General features: G+C 70.5%; 16 protein-coding genes. 7 read left to right on the top strand and 9 right to left on the bottom strand.

Features of this window, described 5'->3' with window-relative positions; all coding sequences use genetic code 11:
• Nucleotides 1-163: 163 nt before the first annotated feature.
• The 3 genes from ACFVGW_RS27630 to ACFVGW_RS27620 all read right to left on the bottom strand — a co-directional run bounded on the left by ACFVGW_RS27630 (nt 164) and on the right by ACFVGW_RS27620 (nt 6,955).
• A complete protein-coding gene (locus ACFVGW_RS27630; RefSeq protein ID WP_383571163.1) occupies nt 164-1,807 on the bottom strand; it encodes an ABC transporter substrate-binding protein in 1,644 nt (547 codons plus the stop codon).
• A 525-nt stretch (nt 1,808-2,332) separates the two neighbouring features.
• The gene (typA, locus tag ACFVGW_RS27625) at nt 2,333-4,234 is read right to left on the bottom strand and encodes a translational GTPase TypA (protein WP_383225459.1); all 1,902 of its coding nucleotides are present in this window, start codon (nt 4,232-4,234) and stop codon (nt 2,333-2,335) included.
• A 303-nt stretch (nt 4,235-4,537) separates the two neighbouring features.
• Complete coding sequence (locus ACFVGW_RS27620; RefSeq protein WP_385853835.1) at nt 4,538-6,955, bottom strand: ABC transporter family substrate-binding protein; 2,418 nt, start codon at nt 6,953-6,955, stop codon at nt 4,538-4,540.
• 260 nt (nt 6,956-7,215) lie between these two features.
• Between ACFVGW_RS27620 and ACFVGW_RS27615 the strand changes: the two genes are divergently transcribed.
• The 4 genes from ACFVGW_RS27615 to ACFVGW_RS27600 all read left to right on the top strand — a co-directional run bounded on the left by ACFVGW_RS27615 (nt 7,216) and on the right by ACFVGW_RS27600 (nt 11,012).
• Nucleotides 7,216-7,443, top strand: a complete 228-nt coding sequence (locus ACFVGW_RS27615; RefSeq protein WP_352192265.1) for a hypothetical protein — start codon at nt 7,216-7,218, stop codon at nt 7,441-7,443.
• Nucleotides 7,444-7,523: 80 nt separating this feature from the next.
• Complete coding sequence (locus ACFVGW_RS27610) at nt 7,524-8,360, top strand: hypothetical protein (RefSeq protein ID WP_352192264.1); 837 nt, start codon at nt 7,524-7,526, stop codon at nt 8,358-8,360.
• A gap of 1 nt (nt 8,361) precedes the next feature.
• Nucleotides 8,362-10,245, top strand: coding sequence for a fumarate reductase/succinate dehydrogenase flavoprotein subunit (locus tag ACFVGW_RS27605; RefSeq protein WP_383310367.1), 1,884 nt, complete (start codon nt 8,362-8,364; stop codon nt 10,243-10,245).
• On the top strand, nt 10,242-11,012 hold the full coding sequence (locus ACFVGW_RS27600) for a succinate dehydrogenase/fumarate reductase iron-sulfur subunit (protein WP_385853834.1): 771 nt from the start codon (nt 10,242-10,244) through the stop codon (nt 11,010-11,012). Before ACFVGW_RS27605 ends, ACFVGW_RS27600 begins: the two co-directional genes overlap by 4 nt.
• Before the next feature lie 9 nt (nt 11,013-11,021).
• Here the strand turns inward: ACFVGW_RS27600 and ACFVGW_RS27595 are convergent, their stop codons facing one another.
• Entirely contained in the window at nt 11,022-12,041 is a 1,020-nt protein-coding gene (locus ACFVGW_RS27595) for a hypothetical protein (protein WP_385853833.1), read from the bottom strand.
• A gap of 127 nt (nt 12,042-12,168) precedes the next feature.
• Between ACFVGW_RS27595 and ACFVGW_RS27590 the strand changes: the two genes are divergently transcribed.
• Nucleotides 12,169-14,337 (top strand): TPM domain-containing protein, encoded by a 2,169-nt coding sequence (locus ACFVGW_RS27590; RefSeq protein ID WP_385853832.1) that lies wholly within the window; start codon nt 12,169-12,171, stop codon nt 14,335-14,337.
• 107 nt (nt 14,338-14,444) lie between these two features.
• The gene (locus tag ACFVGW_RS27585; protein ID WP_385853831.1) at nt 14,445-15,152 is read left to right on the top strand and encodes a PspA/IM30 family protein; all 708 of its coding nucleotides are present in this window, start codon (nt 14,445-14,447) and stop codon (nt 15,150-15,152) included.
• 38 nt (nt 15,153-15,190) lie between these two features.
• Here ACFVGW_RS27585 and ACFVGW_RS27580 read toward each other — a convergent pair whose 3' ends face one another.
• From ACFVGW_RS27580 to ACFVGW_RS27560, 5 genes are all read right to left on the bottom strand, one after another.
• Complete coding sequence (locus ACFVGW_RS27580) at nt 15,191-17,779, bottom strand: SpoIIE family protein phosphatase (protein WP_383225443.1); 2,589 nt, start codon at nt 17,777-17,779, stop codon at nt 15,191-15,193.
• Between the two features lie 147 nt (nt 17,780-17,926).
• A complete protein-coding gene (locus ACFVGW_RS27575; protein WP_385853830.1) occupies nt 17,927-18,346 on the bottom strand; it encodes an ATP-binding protein in 420 nt (139 codons plus the stop codon).
• A gap of 142 nt (nt 18,347-18,488) precedes the next feature.
• Nucleotides 18,489-18,932, bottom strand: coding sequence for a (deoxy)nucleoside triphosphate pyrophosphohydrolase (locus ACFVGW_RS27570; RefSeq protein WP_383294117.1), 444 nt, complete (start codon nt 18,930-18,932; stop codon nt 18,489-18,491).
• Nucleotides 18,933-18,987: 55 nt separating this feature from the next.
• Nucleotides 18,988-19,167, bottom strand: coding sequence for an SPOR domain-containing protein (locus tag ACFVGW_RS27565; protein ID WP_352192255.1), 180 nt, complete (start codon nt 19,165-19,167; stop codon nt 18,988-18,990).
• A 248-nt stretch (nt 19,168-19,415) separates the two neighbouring features.
• Entirely contained in the window at nt 19,416-20,168 is a 753-nt protein-coding gene (locus ACFVGW_RS27560; RefSeq protein ID WP_352192253.1) for a GntR family transcriptional regulator, read from the bottom strand.
• Nucleotides 20,169-20,392: 224 nt separating this feature from the next.
• Between ACFVGW_RS27560 and ACFVGW_RS27555 the strand changes: the two genes are divergently transcribed.
• Nucleotides 20,393-21,736: a glycoside hydrolase family 18 protein gene (locus ACFVGW_RS27555; protein WP_385853829.1), complete on the top strand. Its 1,344-nt coding sequence runs from the start codon at nt 20,393-20,395 to the stop codon at nt 21,734-21,736.
• Nucleotides 21,737-21,906: the final 170 nt, after the last annotated feature.

The raw sequence follows: 21,906 nt of genomic DNA, 5'->3' as shown, positions 1-21,906 counted from the left end.
GGGTCTGGGCCTGGTACAGGGCCGTCTCCGTGGTCGGGGCCCCGCTGTGGGCGCCCACGTTCCGGGGGTGACGTTACCCGCACGGTAAGCTGTGTGGGGGGGCGGGTTTCCCGCCCCCCGCCGCCGTTCTCGACTATTCGTTTGGGTCAGATGCCTGAGGCTGTTAGGCCTTGGAGATCTTCGTGACGTCGACCCGGTTGAAGAGGTCCATCTCGACGTTCGCGACCTTCTTGCTGTGCGCGAACACGTTCTTGCCGAAGCGCAGCGGGATCACCGGCATGTCCTGGACGAGGACGTCCTCGGCCTGCTGCCAGAGCTTGATGGCCTCGGCGGGCGTCTTGGCGGCGCGGCCTTCCTCGACGAGCTTGTCGAACTGCTTGTTGCTGTAGCCGTAGTAGTTCGAGGAACCACCGGTGGTGAACAGCGGGCCGAGGTAGTTCTCCATGGACGGGTAGTCCATGATCCAGCCCATGCGGAACATGCCGGAGAACTTCTTCTGCTCGACCTGGGTCAGCAGCTCGGCGAACTGCGGGACGGCCTGGCCGACGCAGTCGACGCCGAGGTTCTTCTTGACCTGGTTGCAGGTGGCGTCCACCCACTCCTTGTGACCACCATCGCCGTTGTAGCCGATGTTGATCTTGTTGCCCTCGATGCCGCCGGCCTTCGCGAGGAGAGCCTTGGCAGCAGCCGGGTCGAACTTGCAGGACTCACCGCAGGTGTTGTCGCGGTAGCCGCCGACGACCGGGGAGACGAAGGAGCGAGCCGGGGACTGCGAGTCGTTGAAGATCACCTTGGTGATCTCCTCGCGGTCGATGGCCATGGAGATCGCCTTGCGGATCTCCGGCTTCGAGTACTTCTTGTCGTAGGTCGGGAACGACACGAACTGGAAGGTCGAGGCCGGGGACGACTTGAAGCGGTCACCGAACTGCTTGGGAGCGTTGGCCAGCTCGGAGGTCGGAACCTGCGGGATGACGTCAAGGGCGCCGGCGACGACGTCCTTATACATCGTCTCCTGCTTCTGGTAGATCTTGTACGTCACCGAGTCCACGTTGGGCTTGTTGGTGCCCGTGTAGTCAGGGTTCTTGACGACCTTGATCGCCTTGTTGTGGTCCCACTTGCCCTCGATCTTGAAGGCACCCTGGCCGATCGGAGCCTCTTCGTACGCCTTGATGTTGGCGATCGCGGCGTCCGGCAGCGGGTAGAAGACCGTGTAGCCGAGGACGGTCTTGTAGTCGGCGAAGGGCTTCGCCAGCTTGACCGTGAAGGTGGTGTCGTCGACGACCTTCAGGCCCGACAGCTCCTTGGCGGTCGGCTCGGGGGCCTTCTTCGGGCCCTCCTCGCCGTCCGGGTCCGCCGGGTTGAGGGCGTCGTAGCCGTCAATGGTGGCGAAGAAGTAGTTGCCGTCGGCCGCGTTCGGGCCGTAGGCACCCCAGTTCCAACCCTGGACGTAGCTCTTGGCGGTCACCGGGGTGCCGTCGTGGAACTTCTGTCCCGGCTTGATCTTGACGGTCCAGAGCTGGTTGTCCGTCGTCGTGATCGAGTCAGCAGCGTCCTCGACCGGCTGGTTCTTGTCGTCGTAGCTGACGAGCGGACGGAACAGCGCGTCCAGCACCTGCGAGCCCTCGGACTCGGTCGTCGTCTGCGGGACGAGGCGCTTCGGCTCGGAGATACCGACGCTCACGGAGCCGCCGGCCTTCGCCTTGCCTTCACCCTCCCCACCCTTGTCGTTGCTGCCGCCACAGGCGGTTGCTGCCAGGGCCACGACGATCGCGCCCGCTACCCACTTGGCGCTCTTGGCACCGCGCATGGGTTCCTCCTCATGAGTCCACTTGTCACTACAAGGGGGGCACTTCGAGTTCGCCGACACCCCTGACGGCATTGGACTCAAGTGCCCCTAGTGTGCTCGTGAGTCGACACTCCCCACAGTGCGTGACCCATTGACCCGAGCTCAATGGAGCCAACTATTAAGTACGTCCGGGCTGTAAACCACACTTAAGTGGTCTCGTTTTGGCAACATCAGTAAGGGCCTTGAGACCGAAATCCGGACAAACTGATCACAGACAGACACCCCCGAAACGGACCGTTAACACACGTTCCGGAGAGCGACGTCCGGAAATCGAACACCGGGACGGGAAATCGGTTTGACGCCTTCCCGCCCATCCGAAGTGTCAGATTCGCCACGCTGTGCCCCTCCGGCCGGACGGTCCCCGGGGAGTTCCGAGAGCGTTCCAGGAGGGTCTCCACAACAGGGAACGGCCCCCGCGGGGATCCCGCGGGGGCCGTTGCCGGTGTTCCGGTGCCGGTGTCCCGGTGCCGTTCGAGCGCCGCTCGGTCAGCCGTTCTTGGCGCGCGACGCGGTGCGACCGCGCTGGTTCTGGTCCAGGACGACCTTGCGGATGCGCACGGCCTCCGGGGTGACCTCGACGCACTCGTCGTCGCGGCAGAACTCCAGGGACTGCTCCAGGGAGAGCTTGCGCGGCGGGACGATCGCCTCGAAGGAGTCGGCGGAGGCGGAGCGCATGTTGGTGAGCTTCTTCTCCTTGGTGATGTTCACGTCCATGTCGTCGGAGCGCGAGTTCTCGCCGACGATCATGCCCTCGTACACCTCGGTGCCGGGGTCGGTGAACAGGACACCGCGCTCCTGGAGGTTGGTCATCGCGAAGGCGGTGACCGCACCCGCGCGGTCGGCGACCAGCGAACCGTTGTTACGGGTCGTCAGCGTGCCGAACCACGGCTCGTGGCCCTCGTGGATCGAGTGGGCGATACCCGTACCGCGGGTGTTGGTCAGGAACTCCGTGCGGAAGCCGATGAGGCCACGGGACGGAACCACGAACTCCATACGGACCCAGCCGGAGCCGTGGTTCGACATGTTGTCCATGCGGCCCTTGCGGACACCCATGAGCTGCGTGACCGCGCCCATGTGCTCCTCGGGCACGTCGACCGTGAGGCGCTCGACGGGCTCGTGGGTCTTGCCGTCGACCTCCTTGGTGACGACCTGCGGCTTGCCGATGGTCAGCTCGAAGCCCTCGCGGCGCATCTGCTCGACCAGGATGGCGAGCGCGAGCTCACCACGGCCCTGGACCTCCCAGGCGTCGGGACGCTCGGTGTCGAGGACACGGAGCGAGACGTTACCGATCAGCTCGCGGTCCAGACGGTCCTTGACCTGGCGGGCGGTGACCTTGCGCTGCTTGACCGCGGACTTGGCGTCCGCGCCCTTGCCCGTGCCACCACGGCCGACGAGCGGCGAGGTGTTGGTGCCGATGGTCATGGAGATGGCCGGCTGGTCGACCGTGATCAGCGGAAGCGCGATCGGGTTCTCCGGGTCGGCCAGGGTCTCGCCGATCATGATGTCGGGGATACCGGCGACGGCGCAGATGTCACCGGGGCCGGCGACCTCGGCGGGCTTGCGGGTGAGCGCCTCGGTCATCATCAGCTCGGTGATGCGGACGTTGGAGATCGAGCCGTCCCGCTTGATCCACGCGACCGTCTGGCCCTTGCGCAGCTCGCCCTGCTCGACGCGGAGCAGCGCGATACGGCCGAGGAAGTTGTCGGCGTCCAGGTTGGTGACGTGCGCCTGGAGCGGCGCCTCCTCGTCGTACACCGGGGCCGGGACGTGCTCCAGGATGGCGGAGAAGAACGGCTCCAGGTTCTCGCTGTCCGCGGGGACCGTGCCGTTCTCCGGCTTGGTCAGCGAGGCGATGCCGTCACGGCCGCAGGCGTAGACGATCGGGAACTCGATCTGGTCCTCGTCCGCGTCCAGGTCGAGGAACAGGTCGTAGGTCTCGTTGACGACCTCGTCGATCCGGGAGTCCGGGCGGTCCGTCTTGTTGATGCAGAGGATGACGGGCTTGCGCTGCTGGAGCGCCTTGCGCAGCACGAAGCGGGTCTGCGGGAGCGGACCCTCGGAGGCGTCCACGAGGAGGACGACCGCGTCGACCATCGACAGACCGCGCTCGACCTCGCCACCGAAGTCGGCGTGACCGGGGGTGTCGATGATGTTGATCGTGATCGGGGCCCCGCCGTCCTTGGGGTGATACTTCACCGCCGTGTTCTTGGCGAGGATCGTGATGCCCTTCTCACGCTCCAGGTCGTTCGAGTCCATCATGCGGTCGTCGAGCTGCTGGTGGGCGGCGAAGGCACCGGCCTGCTTGAGCATGGCGTCGACGATGGTCGTCTTGCCATGGTCGACGTGGGCGACGATGGCGACGTTACGGATGTCGTGGCGCGTGGGCATGGGTGCTTGCGCTTCTCTCGGATCGTGGGATGCGGCGTCAGTTCCTCTTACGCCCGCCGGGCGGACGCGCCACGGCTATGTCCTATGGTACGGGGCCGCCGCGCAAGGGGCTTCCCCGCCTTGATTCGAGAGGTCTGCCGGAGGCGTGGGGGACGCCTCGGTGGTGCGGTGCACTGGGATGAGGAGAGGCACTGAGCGTGCGGAACGCGGCCGGGTCAAGGGGCCGGACGTGATCCTGCCCGCCGGGGGAGCCGGCGGGCAAGGAAATTGAGCTGCATCTGAGGTTGTGACCTGCGGTTTCGCCTACTTGGTGTTGCGCTCCGCACCGTTGGCGGATTCGGGCTTCTTGAACCCGATGTCCTGGTAACGCGGGGCCGCGAAGCCCCAGGCGCCCGCATTCACGAGCTCGGGCTTGGCCGCCACCAGCTGGGGGCGCTGATAGAGGGGAATCGATCCTGCGGCGGCCCAGATCCGGGCGTCGGCCTGGCGGACCAGGTCCAGCGCCTCCTTCTCGTCGAGCGTGGACACCGCCTGATCGAACAGTTGATCGATTCGGTCCGTGCCGACGCGCGAGTAGTTCTGCTCGACCAGGAGGGAGCCGTCCGAGGCCGCCTCGGGCTTGGCGTAGATCGGCCGGGCGTCGGTCGCCGGGAAGGCGGAGGCGGGCCAGGAGTAGAGGGCCAGGTCGTAGTCGCCGGAGGCGATGTGGTCCTTGAAGAAGCTCTCGTCGGCGACCTTGGTGACCTCGGTGCTGATGCCGACCGCGTCGAGCATCCGGACGATCTTGTCCCCGACGGCGCGGAGCGACTCCGAGCCCGGACCCGACGGCAGGACGAAGCGGAGGTTCAGCGGCTCGCCGTCCTTGCCGAGGGCCTGGGACGCCCCCGCGGGGACGGCCGGGGCCGCGGTGCCGCGCGGGGCGTAGGCCCCGGGGGCGCCCTGGTCGGGCCGGGCCGGGTTCTGCGCCTTCGCCTCGGTGCCGCCGGAACCGTCGGCGCGGGCGCCGGACTCGTTGTCGGCCAGGGCGGCCCGGTGCAGCAGCCCGGGGGCCGGGGCGACGACGGTGGTGCCGTTCTCCGGGCCCCCGGCGCCGATCACGGGCTCACCCGCGGTGCCCGGCTTGTCGTCGCCGACGATGTAGAGGCCTTCGTCGGAGGCGGCGTCGGCGGCCTCCGGCTTCTTGGCCTCGTCGGCCGAGCCGGCCTTGTCCTTCTGGTCGGCCTTCTTCTCCTGATCGGCCTTCCTCTCCTCGGCCTTCTTCTTCTCCTCTGCCTTCTTCTTCTCGGCCTCGCTGCCGGCCTTCGTCCCGGCGGGCTTCTTGTTCGCGCCGCCGGGGACCCAGCCCGCGTCCGCGAGCAGCGCCCGCGCCTCCTTGGCGTCCTGGCCGCCGAGCGCGTCGCTGCCGTCCGCGTACGCCGCCTGTCCCGCGAGCGCCAGGTGGCTGCCGGGGGGCCGGGCGGGCAGCCCGAGCGGCTTGAGTACGGATTCGGCCAGTTCCTGACGATCGAGGGCGCGCGCCACCGCCCGCCGTACCCGCTCGTCCGCGAGCGGGCCGCTCTCACCGTTCAGGGAGAGCTGGGTGTACGCGGGCTCCAGGGACTTGCGGACCACGAGCTTGCCCAGCGCCCGCTGCTCGGCCGCGTACCCGTCGATGGCCTGCTGGTTCTTCTCGCGCGCGGCCTGGACGGCCTGCGCCTTGCCGTCGTCGGAGCCGTTCGCCAGCGCCCAGGACTTCAGGGCCGCCGAGGGGGTGATCGCGGCGCCGGGGCCGTGTGCGAGCGGCTGTCCGGCGCTCCGGCCGGCCTGGGCGTCCCGTACCGCGAGGGCGATGCGGTCGGCGGCCGACCGATCGATCTCGGCCAGATCGAGCTTGCCCGCGGCCAGCGCGGCGATGCGCTCGTCGCGCGGCACGGCACGCAGGACGACCTGGTCGAGCTTGGCGGACTGGCCCCACCACCGGGGGTTTCGGACGAGCGTGACGGTGGCGGCCTTGCTGTCGGTGGCCTTCAGCAGAAACGGTCCTGCGGTCGCCTTCAGGGTGGTGCGGGCTCCGTCGTTGAAGGCGTTCGGGGTCCCCGTCACCTCCTTCGGGTACAGCGGGGTGAAGAGGGACTGCCAGTCGGCGTACGGCCGCGCGAAGGTGACCCGTACCTCCAGGTCGTCCTTGCCGCGCTCGATCTTCTCGATCCGCTCGTAGCCGGAGTTGCGGGCGGTCCAGTATGCGGTGTCCCGGCCGTTCAGGGCCCGCCACTGCGCCACGAAGTCGGGCGCGCCGATCTCCCGGCCGTCGCTCCACACCGCCTGCTGGTTGAGCTTGTAGAGGACGACCTGCTTGGGCTCCGTCTCGATCACCTTCGCGGACTCCAGATAGTCCGCGTTGCGCCGGGGCCTGCCGCGCTCGTCGAGGGTGTAGAGGGCGGGGAGCACGGCTCCGGCGACGCGCGACGTCGCTCCGTCGGCGTCGGCCTGGAAGGCGTTGAGCGTGGTCGGCATCGCGTCCACGGCCCAGTTCAGCGTGCCGCCGTCGGCGACCTTGTCGCGGGCGGCCGGGGCGTGGTCCGGGGCCGCGGCCGGGGTCTCGTCGGCCTCGTCGCCGGAGCTGCATCCGGCGAGGACGGTGATGGCGAGCACAGCGCTGGTGAGCGTGGCGGCGGAGCGGAGCGTGCGGGAGCGGGGGCTCCTGGAGCATGTCCTCCCGCGAGGGGCGCCGACCTGGGACATGACTTGTACCCCTTCGTCCAGTTTTATGGCATTTAGAGATGATCACACCTATTGCTCATACACTGAAAGCGACGTATCGGATCCGGCCACGCCGACACGGCGGCGGGGCGGACAAACCCCACCCGTGCGGCCCAACCGCCGGGCGGCGCGGCTCACCGGACGAGTGGAATCCCGTACACATGGCTTCACAAGCGGGATGTGACGCGCGACACTCTCAGGCGCGTGTTCGCCACCCGCACTCGCGGAAGTGAGGGCAACCCATGTCCGTTCAGGATGATTTGGCAGCCGTCAAGCGCTGCCTCGAAGACCTGGTCCGTACGGTCGGACAGCTGGAACGCAGCGTCGCGGCGGAACGGGGCGCCACCGCGCCACCGGCCCCCGGCCGGCCCGAGAACCTCGTGACCATCCCCGACACGCCGTACGACAGCGCGCTGTGGTCGGACACCGACGACGAGGGCCTGGGCGCACGCGACCGGCACGCACCCTAGGGCCCGCGGCCTCCGGGAGAGCGGCAGCCGCTGGAGGCCTCAGGAGACCGACAGTCGGAACGCTCCCGAGGAGACCGACCTTGGCCACAGGAACCGAACCGCCGTCCACAGGAAGGGGGGTGCGCGCCACCGGCGTGCACTCCCCTTCCCGTGCGGCCATCGCCCCGCGCCATCTGCGCACAGACCGCTGGTGGCTGGCGCCGGCCGCCACCGCCGCCGGACTGCTCGCCTTCGTCGCGTACTCCACCTGGCGAGCCTTCGCCAACAGCGACTACTACGCGGCCCCGTACGTCTCGCCGTTCTACTCGCCCTGCCTGGCCGAGAACTGCGTCCCGATGCAGGGCGGGCCCAACTGGGAGATCTTCGGCAGCTGGTGGGGCCTCTCTCCCGCCCTGCTGATCCTGATCTTCCCGCTCGGCTTCCGGCTGACCTGCTACTACTACCGCAAGGCGTACTACCGGGGATTCTGGGCCTCGCCCCCGGCCTGCGCCGTCGCCGAGCCCCATCGGACGTACACGGGCGAGACCCGTTTCCCGCTGATCCTGCAGAACATCCACCGGTACTTCTTCTACACCGCGCTGCCGGTCGCCGCGATCCTCACGTACGACGCCGTGCTGACCTTCCGGGACTCCTCGTACGCCTGGGGGCACGCGGGCCTGGGAACCGTGATCTTCCTGATCAACACCGTGCTGATCTGGGCGTACACCCTCTCCTGCCACTCGTGCCGGCACATCGTCGGCGGACGGCTGCGGCACTTCTCCCGGCATCCCGTGCGCTACCGCATGTGGAACCTGGTCGGGAAGCTCAACGCCCGTCACATGCTGCTCGCGTGGGCCTCACTGATCTCCGTCGCGGTCTGCGACCTGTACGTGTACCTGCTCGCCACCGGCACCTTCGACGACCCGAGGATCTTCTGACATGGCGCAAGTCGAGCGGCAGCAGTGGGACGTGGTCGTGGTCGGCGCGGGCGGCGCCGGACTGCGCGCCGCGATCGAGGCGCGCGAGCGGGGCGCGCGGACGGCCGTCATCTGCAAGTCACTGTTCGGCAAGGCCCATACGGTGATGGCCGAGGGCGGCATCGCCGCCTCCATGGCCAACGCCAACCCGCACGACACCTGGCAGGTCCACTTCCGCGACACCATGCGCGGCGGGAAGTTCCTCAACCAGTGGCGGATGGCGGAGCTGCATGCGCGCGAGGCGCCCGAGCGGGTGTGGGAACTGGAGGCCTGGGGCGCCCTCTTCGACCGCACGCCGGACGGCCGGATCTCCCAGCGCAACTTCGGCGGTCACGAGTATCCGCGCCTCGCGCACGTCGGCGACCGGACGGGTCTCGAACTGATCCGCACGCTCCAGCAGAAGACGGTCGCCCTCCAGCAGGAGGACTTCCGGGAGAGCGGGGAGTACGAATCCCGGCTGAAGGTCTTCCAGGAGTGCACGGTCACGCGCGTCCTGCGGGACGGGTCGGGGCAGGTGGCGGGGGTCTTCTGCTACGAGCGGGAGACCGGCCGCTTCTTCGTCCTGGAGGCGCCGGCCGTCGTCCTGGCGACCGGCGGGATCGGCAAGTCCTTCAAGGTCACGTCCAACTCCTGGGAGTACACCGGCGACGGGCACGCGCTGGCGCTGCTCGCGGGCGCGCCGCTGGTGAACATGGAGTTCGTGCAGTTCCATCCGACCGGGATGGTCTGGCCGCCGTCGGTGAAGGGGATCCTGGTCACCGAGTCGGTGCGCGGCGACGGCGGAGTGCTGCGCAACTCCGAGGGCAAGCGGTTCATGTTCGACTACGTCCCCGACGTCTTCAAGGAGAAGTACGCGCAGACGGAGGCGGAGGGCGACCGCTGGTACGAGGACCCGGACAACAACCGGCGCCCGCCCGAGCTGCTGCCGCGCGACGAAGTGGCGCGGGCCATCAACGCCGAGGTCAAGGCGGGGCGCGGCTCACCGCACGGCGGAGTCTTCCTCGACGTGTCGACCCGGATGCCGGCCGAGGTGATCAAGCGGCGGCTGCCCTCGATGTACCACCAGTTCAAGGAGCTGGCGGACGTCGACATCACGGCGGAGGCGATGGAGGTCGGGCCGACCTGCCACTACGTGATGGGCGGGGTCGCGGTCGACTCCGACACCGCGGCGACCGTGGGCGTGCCGGGGCTCTTCGCGGCGGGCGAGGTCGCGGGCGGGATGCACGGCTCGAACCGGCTCGGCGGGAACTCGCTCTCGGACCTGCTGGTCTTCGGGCGGCGGGCGGGATGGCACGCCGCGGAGTACGCGGCCGCCGCCTCCCGCGAGGCCGTCTCCGAGGCGGGGGTCGCGGAGGCGGCCGCGGAGGCGCTGGCGCCCTTCGGGGCGGCGGAGGAGCCGTCGGCGGAGAACCCGTACACCCTCCACCAGGAGCTCCAGCAGACGATGAACGACCTCGTCGGCATCATCCGCCGGGAGGGCGAGATGGCCGAGGCCCTGGAGCGGATCGCCGAGCTCCGCGATCGGGCGCGGCGGGCCGGGGTCGAGGGGCACCGGCAGTTCAACCCGGGCTGGCACCTGGCGCTCGACCTGCGGAACATGCTGCTCGTGAGCGAGTGCGTGGCCCGGGCCGCGCTGGAGCGGACCGAGAGCCGGGGCGGGCACACCCGGGAGGACTACCCGTCCATGGACCGGGCCTGGCGTCCGGTGAACCTGCTGTGCCACCCGGCGGAGGAGGGCGTCGCCCTCGAACGCACCCGTACCGAACCCGTTCGTCCGGACCTCCTCGCGCTGTTCGAGAAGGAGGAGCTGGTCAAGTACCTGGCCGAGGAGGAGCTGTACGAGTGAGTACCTATGACGCGCACTTCCGGGTGTGGCGGGGCGACACCGACGGCGGGGACCTGAGGGACTTCACGGTCGAGGTGAACGACGGCGAGGTGGTCCTCGACATCATCCACCGGCTGCAGGCCACACAGGCCCCGGATCTGGCCGTGCGGTGGAACTGCAAGGCGGGCAAGTGCGGTTCGTGCTCGGCGGAGATCAACGGGCGTCCCCGGCTGATGTGCATGACCCGGATGTCGACCTTCGACCGCGCGGAGACCCTCACGATCACGCCCCTGCGGGCCTTCCCGGTCGTACGCGACCTGGTGACGGACGTGTCCTTCAACTACACGAAGGCGCGGGAGATCCCGGCGTTCGTGCCGCCGGAGGGGGTCGCTCCGGGTGAGTACCGGATGCGGCAGATGGACGTGGAGCGCTCGCAGGAGTTCCGTAAGTGCATCGAGTGCTTCCTGTGCCAGGACACCTGCCATGTGGTCCGCGACCACGAGGAGAACAAGGGCGCGTTCGCCGGGCCGCGCTTCCTGATGCGGGTCGCGGAGCTGGACATGCATCCGCTGGACGCGGCGGCGGAGGCCGGCCTCGACCGGCGGCGGACGGCCCAGGACGAACACGGACTCGGGTACTGCAACATCACCAAGTGCTGTACGGAGGTGTGTCCGGAGGAGATCAAGATCACGGACAACGCCCTGATCCCGCTGAAGGAGCGGGCCGTGGACCGCAAGTACGACCCGCTGGTCTGGCTGGGCAACAAGATCCGGCGGCGGGAGGGGTAGGGACCGGGGTCAGTGCCAGCCCTCGCGGTAGGCCGTCCAGTCCCCCTCCTTCGCGGCGAAGTCGACGTAGAGCGCGACTCCGAACCGTTCGCGGTCGCGGTCCGTGCGCCCCAGGCCCAGCCGGGTGCCGCGGATCGCGGCCGACACGGTCTCCGCCGAGTCGTGGTGGCCGAGGTCGTCCTCGTGGAAGAAGGGCAGGCCCATGAGGAGGTCGGTGTCCTCCGGAGTGACCTCCAGGGCGAGGCTCGTCTGCTGGGCGACGTACCCGCCGTAGAGGCTCTCCAGCGGCATCCACGTGTCGTACGACATGACGGCGATCTGGTCGACCCGGCGGGCGACCTGCCCGAAGAACTCCTGCGACCACCACTTCTCGCTGCCGCTCACCACACCGTTCACCGAGTGCAGGGCGGGCAGCGGGTCGATCTGGTGGGCGGCGACGGAGAGCGGGACCTTGCGGGACCTGGTCAGCTCACCGAGGTCGTCGAGGAGGGACAGGTAGTGCGCGTCGTCCGAGAGCAGAGGCTCCAGGTCGAAGTGGACCCCGTCGAAGCCGGCGTCGATGATCTGCCGGGCCGAGCCCACCACGGCGGTCCGTGACGCCGCGTCCTCCAGACGGAGCCCCTCGGGCCCCTCGGTGGCCAGGATGTCGCCGAGCCAGGCGTGCACCCGTATGCCGGGCATCGTGCGGTGGACGCTCTGGATCAGCCAGGCCGCCCGGGGGTAGCGGGCGGCGGGCAGGGTGCCGTCGTGCTCCAGCGGGCCGGCGTGGACGTAGAGGTCCCGTATGCCGGTCCCCTTGATCCGGGCCGCGAACGCCGCGAGGTCGGCGTCCTTCTTCCGGCCGTCCACCCAGGCGTGGCCCAGCCAGATCGCGTCCTTGCCGCGGGTCTTCGTCCCGTCCTGGAGGTCGCCCGCGTAGTTGACGCGCAGGGCGACGGCGCTGCCTGCCAGGGGCAGGACCAGAAGCAGGACGAGACCGAGGGCGATCCATCGCCCCCGCCGCCACCAGCCGCGTACACGTCCGTTCACCTGATCCCCCCGAGATCGTCGATGTCGTGATCACCACCCTAGGGGCGGCTACTGACAGTGACGCTCGGGGCCGAGGAGGCGGTTCCGCCCGGTCGCGGGCGAGCATACCGGGACATAACCTCCCCATGTGACGCGAACAGCCACCCGAGCCCTTCTCGCGGTGCTGGTGGCGGCGTGGTGGCTGACCGTGCCCGCCGTGCACGGCGCCCGCGCCGACGACCCCGTCGTGCTGTCCCGCGAGGGGCAGATCACCGACACGGTGGACGCGCTCGGCGACCGTCGCGGCGCGGTCGTCCAGGCTCTGGACCGGCTCTACGACGACCGGCGCGTCCAGCTCTTCGTCGTGTACGTACGGGACTTCTCCGGTCGCCCGGCCCAGAGCTGGGCCGACGCCACGGCCGAGCGCAACGGCCTGGGCGTCGACGACCTCCTGCTCGCGGTGGCCACGCACGACCGGCAGTACGGCTACTCGGCCGACCCGGGCTCCCGCTTCACCCAGGCGCAGCTCGACGACGTCGCCCGGACCGCGATCGAGCCGCCGCTGCGGCAGAACGACTGGGCGGGCGCCGCGATCGGAGCGGCGAACGGCTACGACGCGGTCCTCGCCGGGCTGCCCGTGACCACACCCACGATCACCCCGGGCGTCGCCGATCCCGGCGGCACGGTGGACGACGGCGCCTCCGGGTCGGACCTCGTCCTGCCCGTCGTCCTCGTCGTCGGGGCCGGAGCCGTCGCCGCGTACGCCTGGAGCAAGCGCCGCCGGCGGCCCGGAGCGGGTACAGGAGCCGCGGGAGCCGAGACGGGTGCCGGTACGGGGGCGGGTGCGGGCGCGAGCCCGCCGGGCGGCCAGGGCTGGGGCGCCCCGAAGGAGCCCGCCCAGCCGACGCTCCCGGTGTTGGACCGGCAGGCCCGGCAGGCGCTGGTCGCCACGGACGACGCCGTCCGGACCAGCCAGGAGGAACTCGGCTTCGCGACCGCCCAGTTCGGCGAGGAGGCGGTCGGGCCCTTCACGGAGGCGATGGTGTTCGCGAAGGAGGAGCTGACGGCCGCGTTCCGGCTGCGCCAGAAGCTCGACGACGCCTTCCCCGAGGACGACGCGACCCGCCGCTCGATGCTCGACGAGATCATCCGACGCTGCGCCGAGGCGAACGCGCGCCTGGACGCCCGGACCGAGGACTTCGACCGGCTGCGGGCCCTGGAGCGCGACGCCCCCGAGGCGCTGGCCGCCGTCGAGGCCGCGTACCGCGAGCAGTCCGGGCGGCTCGGCACGGCGGAGGCGGCGCTGACCGCGATGCGGGAACGGTACGCCGAGTCCGCGGCCTCCCCGGTGGCGAGCGACGTCGAACAGGCCAAGGACCGGCTGGTGTTCGCGACGACGCACCTGGACCGGGCACGGCAGGCCGTCGAGACGGGCGACAACGGCGTCGCGGCCGTCCACATCCGGGCGGCCGAGGGCGCGGTCGACCAGGCGGCCCGGCTGAGCGAGGCCGTCGACCGGCGCGCCAAGGAGCTGGCGGAGGCCGTGGGCAGGCTGGCGACCGCCCTCGCGGAGACCGAGGCCGACCTCGCCGACGCCCGCGGACTGCTCCAGGGCACGGCCGAGGGGGTCTCCACCGCCGACCTCCAGGGGCGTATCGCCCGCGCGGAGGCGGTCGTCGCCGATGTACGGCGGACGGTGGACGCGGGCCGCCACGACCCGTTGGACGTGCTGCGCCGCATCGAGGAGGCCGACGCGGCGCTCGACGAGGCGCTGGCGGGCGCACGGGAGCGCGAGTCGGGCACGCGGCGCGCCCGTGCGCTCCTCGACCAGACGATGCTGACGGCCCGTTCCGCCGTCGGGGCGGCGGCCGACTACATCACCACCCATCGCGGGGCCGTGGGCAGCGAGGCCCGCACGCGCCTGGCCGAGGCCCAGCGCCGGCTGGGGAAGGCGGCGGCCCTGGCGGAGGCCGGCGACCCGCAGGCGGGTCTCGGCGAGGCCCAGCAGGCGGACGCGCTGGCCCGGCGGGCGCAGGACCTCGCCGAGCAGGACGTCCGCACGTATGGGAACCCGAACGGGCTGGGCGGTGTAACAGGGGTGGGAGGTGGCGCCGGCGGGCTCGGCGGAGCGGTGCTCGGCGGCATCATCCTCGGCGGACTGTTCGGCGGAGGAAGGGGAGGCGGGGGTCATGGCGGGGGATTCGGCGGTGGCGGGTTCGGTGGGGGCGGGTTCGGTGGGGGCGGGTTCGGTGGCGGACCCGGGCGGTTCGGCGGCGGTGGGACCCGCGGCCGACTGGGCGGCGGCGGCCGCTTCTGACTCTTCACGGCTCATCGCGCTCGTCGCGCGCACCGTGCTCGTCGCGCGCACCGCGCTCGTCGCGCGCACCGCGCTCATCGTGCTCATCGCGCTCAAGGAGAAGGACCATGGCGAAGCAGACCATCCTCGGCCGCGTCACCCAGCTGGCGAAGGCCAACATCAACGCGCTGCTGGACCAGGCGGAGGACCCGCAGAAGATGCTGGACCAGCTGATCCGCGACTACAGCAACAACATCACGGAGGCGGAGGAGGCGGTCGCGGCGACGATCGGCAATCTGCGGCTGATGGAGCAGGACCACCAGGAGGACACGGCCGCGGCGAAGGAGTGGGGCGAGAAGGCGCTGGCCGCGAGCAGAAAGGGGGACGAGCTGCGGGCCGCGGGGCAGACGGCGGAGGCGGACCGGTTCGACAACCTGGCGAAGGTCGCGCTGGGGCGCCAGCTCCAGTCGGAGAAGGAGGCGAGGACGGCCGAGCCGACGATCGCGGCCCAGACCGAGGTGGTGGAGAAGCTCAGGAACGGCCTGGACCAGATGAAGGCCAAGCTGGGCGAGCTCCGGGCGAAGCGCGACGAGCTGGTGGCCAGGGCCACGTCCGCGCAGGCACAGAACCGGATGATGGACGCCGTGAAGAACATCGACGTGCTGGACCCGACGAGCGAGCTGAGCCGGTTCGAGGACAAGGTTCGGCGCGAGGAGGCGAGGGCGATGGGCAAGCAGGAACTGGCCGCCTCCTCGCTGGACGCCCAGTTCGAGCAGTTGGACACGCTCGGCGACAGCGCGGAGATCGAGGCGCGGCTGGCGGCGCTGAAGCGGTAGCGCCCACCCCGCGCGGACGCGGGGTGGCGCGGCACCGGTCAGAACATGCTCAGGAGCTGCTCCACGGTCGGCTCGGCGGCTCCCTCGCCGTCCGGCAGGGGCAGTTCGAACCAGACGGTCTTGCCGCGAGGGGTGCGGCGCGAGCCCCAGGCGGCGCTGAGGAGCCCGACCAGCTGCAGTCCGCGTCCGCCCTCGTCGGTGTCCCGGGCACGGCGGCGGCGTGGCTGCACGAGTCCGGAGTCCCAGACCTCGCAGACCAGGGTCCGGTCGCGGAGCAGCCGGAGCCGGATCTCGCCCTCGCCGTACCGCAGGGCGTTGGTGACCAGCTCGCTGACCAGGAGTTCGACGGTGTCCACGAGCGGTTCGAGGTCCCAGGCGGTGAGCTGGGCGCGGGCCAGTTCGCGGGCCCGGCCGACCGAGCGGGGCTCTCGGGGCAGCCGCCAGTCCCCGACGGCGTCGGACGGCAGTCCCTGGATACGGGCCATCAGGAGGGCGATGTCGTCCTCGCCGTGCTCGGTGTCGAGGGTGGACAGCACCCGGTCGCAGACGTCTTCGAGGGGCCGGGCCGCGTCCGTGAGCGCGCTGCGGAAGGCGCTGAGCCCCTCGTCGAGAGGGTGGTCGCGGGACTCGACGAGCCCGTCGGTGTAGAGGGCCAGCAGGGCGCCCTCGGGCAGCTCGACCTCCACCTCTTCGAAGGGCTCTCCGCCGACGCCGAGCGGCATCCCCGGCGGCACGTCGAGCAGCAGGGCCTTCTCGCCCGGTTCGACGAGGACCGGCGGAAGGTGGCCGGCGTTGGCGAAGGTGCAGCGCCGGGTGACGGGGTCGTAGACGGCGTAGACGCAGGTGGCGAGGTAGACCTCGGAGAGCTCCGGCCCACGGGGCTTGTGGGCGCGGGCGCTCTGCTGGGCTCCCACGGGTGCGCCGAGGCCGCGGGCGATCTCGTCGAGGTGGGAGAGGACCTCCGCGGGCTCCAGGTCGAGCTGGGCCAGGGTGCGGACGGCGGTGCGCAGTTCGCCCATGGCGACGGCGGCACGCAGGCCGCGCCCCATGACGTCCCCGATGACCAGGGCGGTGCGGTGGCCCGGGAGTTCGATGACGTCGAACCAGTCGCCGCCGACCTCGGTGGCCGTGGTGCCGGGGAGATAGCGGCAGGCGATGTCCAGGCCTGCGGCCTCGGGGTCGCCGGGCGGGAGCAGGCTGCGCTGCAGGATCAGGGCCCGCTCGTGCTCACGGCGGTAGAGACGGGCGTTGTCGATGCAGACCGCCGCGCGGGCGGCCAGTTCGACGGCGAGGGCCCGGTCCCGCTCCCCGAAGGGCTCGCTGCCCTTGGTCCGGGAGAACTGGACGAGGCCGACGACGGTGTCGTGGGCGACCATCGGCACGACGAGGGTCGAGTGGACGAGACTGCCCTCGCCCCCGGGGACGGTTCTGACCTGTCCGGTGCGGAGGGCTCCGGCGCAGGGCGAGTTGAAGGGGTAGCGGTGGACGGAGCCGACCTCGACGGGGCCGGTGCCGCAACAGCCGCCGCCGGCGTCGGTGCCGGCCGTCCCGTCGGGGTTGCGGAGCGGGGTGTCGGACACCGCGCTCGCGAAGGCGACCCGGCGCAGTTCGGCGCTGCCCGCGCCGTAGCCGACGTCGTGGGAGCTCCCCCACCGTCCGGGCGGAGCCTCGTCCCCGGTCAGCAGACCCTGGTAGAGGTCGACGGAGGCCAGGTCGCAGAAACCGGGGACGGCCACGTCGAGCAGTTCCCGGGCGGTGGCCTCCAGATCCAGGGAGTTGCCGATGCGGACGCCGGCCTCGTTGAGGAGGGCGAGGTTGCGGCGGGCGCTGGCCGCCTCACGGGCCGCGTTGTGGCGGCGGGTCACGTCGATGCCCAGTCCGGCGACGCCGACGGGCCGGCCGGAGCCGCTGTGCACGCGGTAGAGGTTGATCGACCAGTGGCGCCGGTCGGTGGAGCCGGGAGGGGCGCCGACGATCTGCAGTTCGGTGACGGCCTCACCGGTCTCCAGGACGCTCTGGAGCGCGGCCGTCATCCGGTCGGCCTCGGGCCGGGAGAGGTAGTCGTGGACGGTGCGGCCCCGGTGGTCGTCGGCCGAGCCGCCGAAGACGGTGGCGAAGCGCTGGTTGGCGCGCTTCACGGTGAGGTCGGTGCCGAAGAGCAGAAAGCCAAAAGGGGATTGGCCGAAAATCGCCTGCGATGCGGCGAGGTCGGTCTCGATGTGCCGCAGCGCCCGTACGTCGACGACGATGCAGAGCGCGGCCCGTTCCCCGGTCGTGGTCCGGCTCGGCATCACGTACATCTCGGCGATGCCGTCACGGCTCGCGCTGCGGTCCTGGCCCGGGATCCGGAAGGGGACGAGACCCGTCCACTCACGGCCGTCGAGGATCTCGGCGACCCTGCGCCGCCCGCGTTCACGCAGGTCGGCAGGCATGAAGGCCTCGACCGGATCCTTGCCCATGGCCTCTTCGGCAGGCACGCCGAAGAGGTCGACGGCCCGGCGACTCCACTGATCGACGAGCCCGTCGGGCCCTATCGAGAAGGAGGCGACCCTGATGTAGTCATAGATCGAGCCGGGCGGGCTGCTCTGCCACACGAAGCCGCTCGCCGTCTCAGGTATCTCGCTCACGCGACCGTCCCCTCCAGCTCACCGCACCGGACCGGCCATGCCCGCAGTATTCAGCACTACGGCCCCCGACGGCACGACGTTCACGATCACAGGGTGGTCTCGTTCATTTCCGGCCGAGCCCTCGGTGATCGTTGTCCCAACCCTCTCTTAACCCGGCAGGGCCAGCTCGAACCACACTGTCTTGCCCGTTCTGTCTTTGCGGGTCCCCCAGCTCCGAGCGGAACCGGCCACGAGCTGGAGACCGCGACCGCCCTCGTCTTCGGGGCCGGCAGGGCGTTCGGTGGGCGGATCCGGAAGCGGATCGGAGACCTCCACGAGAAGGGCGGGGCGGTGGGCGTCACCGTCCGGCTCCGGATGGAGGTGGACGAGGCGGACGCCGATGGGGCCGGAGGCGTAGCGGAGGGAATTGGTCACCAGCTCGCTCACCAGGAGGACCGTCAGGTCACCCACCGTCGAGTCGATCCGCCAGGTCCGGAGCGTGTCACGCACCGCGTGGCGGGCGGTGCGCACGGCATTGGCCTCAGCCGGGAAGTTCCACTCGACGCAGTCGCCATCGGTGTCGATCACGCACGATCACTTCCCCAACCCATCACCAGAAGGGAGGCCCACGCCCTATTTCGGGGGGTTAATCAGCACATACCCGAATTGAGGGCGCGGTATCGCGGGGAGTGGGCCAAGGGGAGCACGGAGGCACGAACGGCGTAAGGTCTCAGCCTCGCGCCCCGTCGCCGGCGACGGGCGGCAGACGCAGCCCCGCCTCCGCGACCGCGGGCCGGTCCTGGTCGAGCCAGTCGACGGAGTCCAGCTCATGACGGGCCAGCCAGCGCAGTTCGTCATGGTCCTCCAGCGGGCGGGGCTCACCCGAGAGCAGGCGGGCGGTCCATACCCGCAGGACGTAGCCGGGCTTCAGCGGCCACTCGCCGGGGATGCGTTCACCGGGCTCCGTCTCGACGCCGAGCTCCTCGCGCAACTCGCGGACCAGCGCGGCTTCGGCGCTCTCCCCCGGCTCCACCTTGCCGCCGGGGAGCTCCCAACGCCCCGCCAACTCGGCGGGGGCACTGCGGCGCGCGGCCAGCAGGCGCCCCCTGTCGTACACGGCTCCGGCGACCACGACCACGTGGTCGGCCACGTGGTCGGAGTGGGGTTCTGTCATGGGCCGGAGCGTATCCCTCGTGGGGGTACGCCCAGGCCGAGGGCTCCGCGGTAGGTCAGACCGCGGGTTGCCCGATCCGCTCCACCCAGTACAGCTGCTTGTGCCCCCGGTCATCGAGACTGTCGGCGACCTTCTGCGCCTCGTCCCTCGTCGCGTACCGCCCGACCCGATAGCGGTTCCCGTTGTCGTCCTGCCGTATCACCAGCCAAGGCAGAACAGGGCCACTGTCGGTCATCGACCATCTCCCTCCGCCGGTCCGGTCGTCTCTAAGGATCTCCCTGAAATGGCAATCCGCATATGCCTGACCTTACGCCTGACCTTTACACAGCGGATATGAGATTTCACAAAGAGGTACGGATCCGGCCGGGAATTGACGAAGGGCGGCCGAAGATCAGACCCGGGAGCGGGCGAGAGAGCGCGGGCGGGCGGGCGCCCGGGCGAGAGCGCCCCGACAGGGGCGGGCGCTCGGGCGGGCGGGCTTCTTCAGCGCACCGGGAGGTGGTAGGCGATGCGGTAGCGGTCGGCCGGGACGACGACGTCGGCGGTCTCCACCGGACGGCCCGACGCGTAGTACGTCCGCTCGACGACCATCACCACATGGCCGGGGACTCCACCGAGCGCCATGAGCTCCTCCGCGAGACCCGGGCGGGCCCCGACCTCCTCCACCACGTTGTCGACGACGACATCGATCGCCGCCATGCGCTCCACGACCCCGCAGCCGCCGAGCGGCCCCTCCTCGGGCAGCATCACGGGCGTCCGCCCCGTGACCGCGAGCGGCTCCCAGGAGGTGGAGAGCATCATCGGCTCGCCCCCGTCCCGGTAGACGTACCGCGTGCGCATCACCCGCTCCCCCGGCTCGATGCCGAGCCGCTCCGCCACGACAGCGCTCGCATGCTCCTGCTCGCTGCTGGACTCCCAGGTGCCGCGCGCCCCGTCCGCCGCCTGCTCCTGCCGGAAGGGGTTGGCACCGGACGGCGGCCGGTAGCCGGAGCGGGCGATCCTGCGCGGCACCGGCCGCTCCCGCACGTACGTCCCCGAGCCCGAGCGCCCCTCGACGAGACCCTCGGCCATCAGCACCTTGCGGGCCTCGAGGGCCACGGTGTCCGAGACCCCGTACTCCTCACGGATACGCGCCTGCGAGGGGAGTCGGGTATGCGGCGGAAGCGAGCCGTTGGCGATCTTCTCCCGAAGATCGCTCGCCACGCGAAGATAGGCGGGCTGCTCACCGAACGTCACTGGACACTCCCCTCAGGTTGACGGACAGCTACAGACTGACAACCCTCGGTGTCCACCCGCAAGCATGGGCCAGAGTTTCACTCGAAGTGATGACTTGCCTTTACGCCTGCACTTACCGCAGGTATAGCCACCGATTCCCACCGGAGTCTTGACCTCAATGGTCCAGACCAATACTTTCCTGTGAGCACAGCTCCCTTCCGGCACACGCACAGGAAACGAGCCTCATGCGTCGTAGAACCCTTTCCCGGCTGACGACCGCCGCCCTCTCCCTCGGCCTCGTGGCCGGACTCGCGCCCGCCGCGGGCGCCGACTCCGCCTCACACAGCACCAGCCGCCCGTCGTACAAGCGCGTCGGCTACTTCACCCAATGGGGCGTCTACGGACGCGACTTCCAGGTCAAGGATCTGGAGACCAGCGGTACGGCGGCCAAGCTCACGCACATCAACTACGCGTTCGGAAACGTGAGTTCCGACGGCAAGTGCTTCACCGGCAATGTGCCCGGGGAGGCCGACGCGTGGGCCGACTACGTCCGTCCGCTCGACGCGGCCGGCTCCGTGGACGGCGTCGCCGACACCGCCGAGCAGCCCCTCGCCGGCAACTTCAACCAGCTGCGCGAACTCAAGGCGAAGCACCCGGGCCTCAAGGTCCTGATCTCGCTGGGCGGGTGGAGCTGGTCCACCCACTTCTCCGACGCGGCCCGCACCCCCGCGTCCCGCAAGGCCTTCGTCTCCTCCTGCATCGACCTCTACATCAAGGGCAACCTGCCCGTCGACGGAGTCCGTGGCGGCGCGGGAGCCGCCGCGGGCCTCTTCGACGGCATCGACCTCGACTGGGAGTGGCCGGCCTCCGCCGGCGACGTCGACACCGTCTTCCGCCCGGAGGACAAGCAGAACTTCACCGCCCTGGTACAGGAGTTCCGCAGCCAGCTCGACGCCTACGCCACGTCCCGGCAGGCCCACGGCAAGCGCAAGCACTACGAGCTGACCGCCTTCGTCCCGACCGCGCCCGCCAAGATCGACGCGGGCTTCGAAGTCCCCAAGATCATGCGGGACTTCGACTTCGTGAACCTCCAGGGCTACGACTTCCACGGCTCCTGGGAGTCCACGACGGCCCAGCAGTCGGCGCTCTTCGCGAAGAGCGGCGACTTCAGCGTCGACCAGACCGTGAACGACTGGCTGCGGCGCGGCGCGCCCGCCCGCAAGCTCGTGGTGGGCATGCCCTTCTACGGCCAGGGATGGACGGGCGTCACGGGGGGCGGCGACGGGCTCGGACAGCCGGCGACCGGCCCCGCGACGGGAACCTGGGCGAACGGGAGCGAGGACTACAAGGCCCTGAAGAAGCTCGCGGACTCGGGGACGTACAAGGTGCACCGCGACTGGCGCACCGGCCACGCCTGGCTCTTCGACGGCACGAACCTGTGGACGTACGACGACCCGCAGGTGCTGCGCACCAAGTCGGCGTACGTACGGGCCAAGGGGCTCGGCGGCGCGATGTTCTGGTCGCTGGACGGGGACACCCCCGACGGCGAGCTGATCACCGCCGTGGACCGCGGACTCGGCCACCGCTGACCCGCCGACGGGCGCACAGCCCCTGACCCACCGGCGGGCGCAGAACACCGACCCACCGGCGGGCGCACAGCCGCCGACCCACCGGCGCTGCACAGCCGCCGACCCACCGGCAAGCGCACAGCCGTTGAGCAACCGGCGCGCCCGCACGCGCGCGTGCACGGGGCCGGGTC

This window comes from Streptomyces sp. NPDC127129 (genome assembly GCF_042671585.1).
Lineage (GTDB): Bacteria > Actinomycetota > Actinomycetes > Streptomycetales > Streptomycetaceae > Streptomyces.
This window is presented reverse-complemented; position numbering and strand designations above follow the sequence as displayed.

What these genes read in the sequence shown, in the direction of transcription:
- ACFVGW_RS27615 (WP_352192265.1), top strand. Translation starts at nt 7,216, where the DNA reads ATGTCCGTTCAGGATGATTTGGCAGCCGTCAAGCGCTGCCTCGAAGAC.
- ACFVGW_RS27570 (WP_383294117.1), bottom strand. Translation starts at nt 18,932, where the DNA reads ATGACAGAACCCCACTCCGACCACGTGGCCGACCACGTGGTCGTGGTC.
- typA (WP_383225459.1), bottom strand. Translation starts at nt 4,234, where the DNA reads ATGCCCACGCGCCACGACATCCGTAACGTCGCCATCGTCGCCCACGTC.
- ACFVGW_RS27630 (WP_383571163.1), bottom strand. Translation starts at nt 1,807, where the DNA reads ATGCGCGGTGCCAAGAGCGCCAAGTGGGTAGCGGGCGCGATCGTCGTG.
- ACFVGW_RS27555 (WP_385853829.1), top strand. Translation starts at nt 20,393, where the DNA reads ATGCGTCGTAGAACCCTTTCCCGGCTGACGACCGCCGCCCTCTCCCTC.
- ACFVGW_RS27585 (WP_385853831.1), top strand. Translation starts at nt 14,445, where the DNA reads ATGGCGAAGCAGACCATCCTCGGCCGCGTCACCCAGCTGGCGAAGGCC.
- ACFVGW_RS27565 (WP_352192255.1), bottom strand. Translation starts at nt 19,167, where the DNA reads ATGACCGACAGTGGCCCTGTTCTGCCTTGGCTGGTGATACGGCAGGAC.
- ACFVGW_RS27620 (WP_385853835.1), bottom strand. Translation starts at nt 6,955, where the DNA reads ATGTCCCAGGTCGGCGCCCCTCGCGGGAGGACATGCTCCAGGAGCCCC.
- ACFVGW_RS27605 (WP_383310367.1), top strand. Translation starts at nt 8,362, where the DNA reads ATGGCGCAAGTCGAGCGGCAGCAGTGGGACGTGGTCGTGGTCGGCGCG.